Here is a 2,978-nt window from a genome sequence, read left to right on the forward strand (position 1 = left end):
GACGTGGACAGCGAACTGACGCCCGTGGACAACGAACTGGCCGTGGTTGACGTCGAGGTCGACAGGCTGTCCAGGTTGCTGTTTGTCGTGCTCAGACCCGTCGAGAGCGAACTGATCCCGGTCGAGGCCGAGGTGGACAGCGAACTGACGCCCGTGGACAACGAACTGGCCGTGGTTGACGTCGACGTCGACAGGCTATCCAGATTGCTGTTCGTCGTGCTCAGACCCGTCGAGAGCGAGCTGATCCCGGTCGAGGCCGACGTGGACAGCGAACTGACGCCCGTGGACAACGAACTGGCCGTGGTCGACGTCGAAGTCGACAGGCTGTCCAGATTGCTGTTCGTCGTGCTCAGACCCGTCGAGAGCGAGCTGATACCCGTCGAGGCCGAGGTGGACAATGAGCTGACGCCAGTCGACAGCGAACTGGCCGTGGTCGATGTCGAGGTCGACAGGCCGTCCAGGTTGCTGTTTGTCGTGCTCAGCCCCGTCGACAACGAGCTGACACCGGTCGACAGCGAACTGGCCGCGGTCGACGTCGAGGTCGACAGGCTATCCAGGTTGCTGTTCGTCGTGCTCAGACCCGTCGAGAGCGAGCTGATCCCGGTCGAGGCCGAGGTCGACAGCGAGCTGACGCCCGTGGACAACGAACTGGCCGCGGTTGACGTCGAGGTCGACAGGCTGTCCAAGTTGCTGTTCGTCGTGCTCAGCCCCGTCGACAGCGAGCTAATGCCGGTCGACAGCGAACTGACGCCCGTGGACAGCGAACTGGCCGCGGTCGACGTCGAAGTCGACAGGCTGTCCAGATTGCTGTTCGTGGTGCTCAGGCCGGTCGAGAGCGAGCTGATCCCGGTCGAGGCCGACGTGGACAGCGAACTGACGCCCGTGGACAACGAACTGGCCGCGGTTGACGTCGAGGTCGACAGGCTATCCAGGTTGCTGTTCGTCGTGCTCAGACCCGTCGAGAGCGAGCTGATCCCGGTCGAGGCCGAGGTCGACAGCGAGCTGACGCCGGTCGACAGTGAGCTGGCGGTCGTCGACGTCGATGTCGACAGGCTATCCAGATTGCTGTTCGTCGTGCTCAGACCCGTCGAGAGCGAGCTGATACCCGTCGAGGCCGAGGTGGACAGTGAGCTGGCGGTCGTCGACGTCGAGGTCGACAGGCTGTCCAGATTGCTGTTCGTCGTGCTCAGACCCGTCGAGAGCGAGCTGATCCCGGTCGAGGCCGAGGTGGACAGCGAGCTGACACCGGTCGACAGCGAACTGGCCGTCGTCGACGTCGAAGTCGACAAGCTGTCCAGATTGCTGTTCGTCGTATTCAGACCCGTCGAGAGCGAGCTGATGCCCGTCGAGGCCGAAGTCGACAACGAGCTGACACCGGTCGACAGCGAACTGGCCGTCGTCGACGTCGAAGTCGACAAGCTATTCAGGTTGCTGTTCGTTGTGCTCAGACCCGTCGAGAGAGAGCTGATACCCGTCGACGTGGATGTGGACAACGAGCTGACGCCGGTCGACAGCGAGCTGATTTCAGTCGACATCGATCCCGCAGACGTAGACAGCGACGCTACCGCCATGTTAGTCGCGTAGAGCTGCGAGCCGTTGATAGCGTCCGTGCTGGTTGCACTGACCTGACCTGCCGCAACATTCTGGATCTGCCGTTCAGCGCCCGGTGCGCCGACGCTTACCACATCGCCCACTGCAGGCGCCCCGCCGGCGTACGTGTAAGTGGTGCCGCCGATCGTGCCCGTAGGCGTCGGCGTAGCAGCGGCCACCGTTGAACCATTTCCAAGTACCACCGCGCCATCCAGGCCGGTACCCACGCTGACGCCGTTGCCAATCACGAAGGCGTTGTTGGCGTTGACGTTGTTGTTGTTGCCGATTGCGTACGATCCCGAACCATTGATCGTATTGGGATCACCGAAAGCACCGCTGTTGTTCCCATTGACGATATTGCCAGTACCAATGCTGATAGACTGTGTGCCGTTCGCTTGGGCTCCGGTGCCAATAGCGATGGCCCGGTCACTCGACGCCAGTGCCAAATTGCCTATGGCGACGGTATCGTTAGCCGAGACCCGAGCGCCGGCATAGGAGCCAAGTGCCACATTGTTGTCGCCGGTGGTGCCAGCGCCCGCAAAAGTGCCGAATGCCGAGTTTTGGTTGCCAGTGGTCATGCCTCCGGCCCAAAAGCCCGACGAGGTATTGCCGGAGCCACTAACAAAGACACCTGCGCTCGTTCCCATGCCGGTGTTGTAGTTGCCTGCGACCGAGATGCCGGCCGTGCCGCCTATGGCCACATTCGATACGCCAGCGACGTTTTGGCCCGCCTGCGAGCCAACGGCGACATTGTACGAACCGCTGCTGCTTCCCTGGCCCGCTGCCTCGCCGATGCTGATGGACCTATCCGTCGATGCGATGGCTCCGTTGCCGATGGCGACGCCCGATCTTCCTGCGGCACTCGCGTTCACACCGACCGCCAGCGCGTTCACGCCGGTGGCGCCGTCGTTATTGTAGTTGCTGCCCTGCGTGCCGCCGTCGTTGACGCTGTAGTAATGCGTCTTCACTGCGACGATTGCCGTCGACGCCGATGTCGATAGCGAGGTCAGGTTGCTGTTCGTGGTGCTCAGGCCGGTGGACAGCGAGCTGATGCCGGTCGAGGCCGACGTCGAGAGCGAACTGACGCCGGTCGACAGCGAGCTTATACCCGTCGAGGTCGACGTGGACAGCGAACTCAGACCAGTCGACGTCGAAGTCGACAGGCTGTCCAGGTTGCTGTTTGTCGTGCTCAGACCCGTCGACAACGAGCTGACGCCAGTCGACAGCAAACTGGCCGCGGTTGACGTCGAGGTCGACAGGCTATCCAGGTTGCTGTTCGTCGTGCTCAGCCCCGTCGAAAGCGAGCTGATCCCGGTCGAGGCCGACGTGGACAGCGAACTGACGCCGGTCGACAACGAGCTGGCCGTCGTCGAAGTGGAAGTCGACAG

At 62.6% G+C, this 2,978-nt stretch carries 1 protein-coding gene and 2 pseudogenes; 1 reads left to right on the forward strand and 2 read right to left on the reverse strand.

Annotation, left to right across the window (positions count from 1 at the left end):
• Positions 1-1,619: pseudogene (locus AC07XB_RS34960) on the reverse strand (beta strand repeat-containing protein); the annotation flags it as partial.
• A gap of 381 nt (positions 1,620-2,000) precedes the next feature.
• Positions 2,001-2,558 (reverse strand): annotated as a pseudogene (locus AC07XB_RS34965) (YadA-like family protein); the annotation flags it as partial.
• A gap of 43 nt (positions 2,559-2,601) precedes the next feature.
• Here AC07XB_RS34965 and AC07XB_RS34970 point away from each other — a divergent pair.
• Positions 2,602-2,978, forward strand: a 377-nt coding sequence (locus AC07XB_RS34970) for a hypothetical protein (RefSeq protein ID WP_493688162.1), incomplete at its 3' end; no start/stop codon positions are given.

This window comes from Cupriavidus sp. GW821-FHT02F09, from assembly GCF_059421605.1.